The organism is Halomonas sp. HNIBRBA4712 (assembly GCF_043558675.1).
GTDB lineage: Bacteria > Pseudomonadota > Gammaproteobacteria > Pseudomonadales > Halomonadaceae > Vreelandella.
Genome location: NZ_JBIFXR010000032.1, coordinates 1 through 404 on the forward strand (window position 1 = coordinate 1; position 404 = coordinate 404).

The 404-nt window shown below is 55.2% G+C and carries 1 protein-coding gene; it reads left to right on the plus strand.

Features of this window, described 5'->3' with window-relative positions:
- The coding region (locus ACGK9R_RS17200; RefSeq protein ID WP_394583551.1) for a transposase at positions 1-404 on the plus strand (404 nt) is incomplete at both ends.

A 404-nucleotide genomic window follows, 5' to 3' on the forward strand; every position in this document is an offset into this window, starting at 1 on the left:
ACTCGCTGCGGTATGTGTCCTGGAAGGACTACAGGGCCGTCACGGCGGATCTGAAGCAAATCTACAGATCGGCCACCGAGCAGGAAGCTCGAACGGCGCTGGACGACTTTGCAGAGCGCTGGGACGGCCAGTACCCGCAAATCGCCAGGTCCTGGTACAACCATTGGGACAATCTGATAACGTTGTTCGACTACCCACCGGCTATCCGAAAGGTGATCTACACCACCAATGCCATCGAGTCGCTGAACAGTGTTATTCGAAAGGCGACCAAACGCCGGAAGCTCTTCCCCAGTGATGATGCCGCACTGAAGGTGGCGTTCCTGGCGATCCAGCAAGCATCAAAGAAATGGACCATGCCGATCAGGGATTGGAAGCCTGCGCTGAATCGCTTTATTATCGAATTC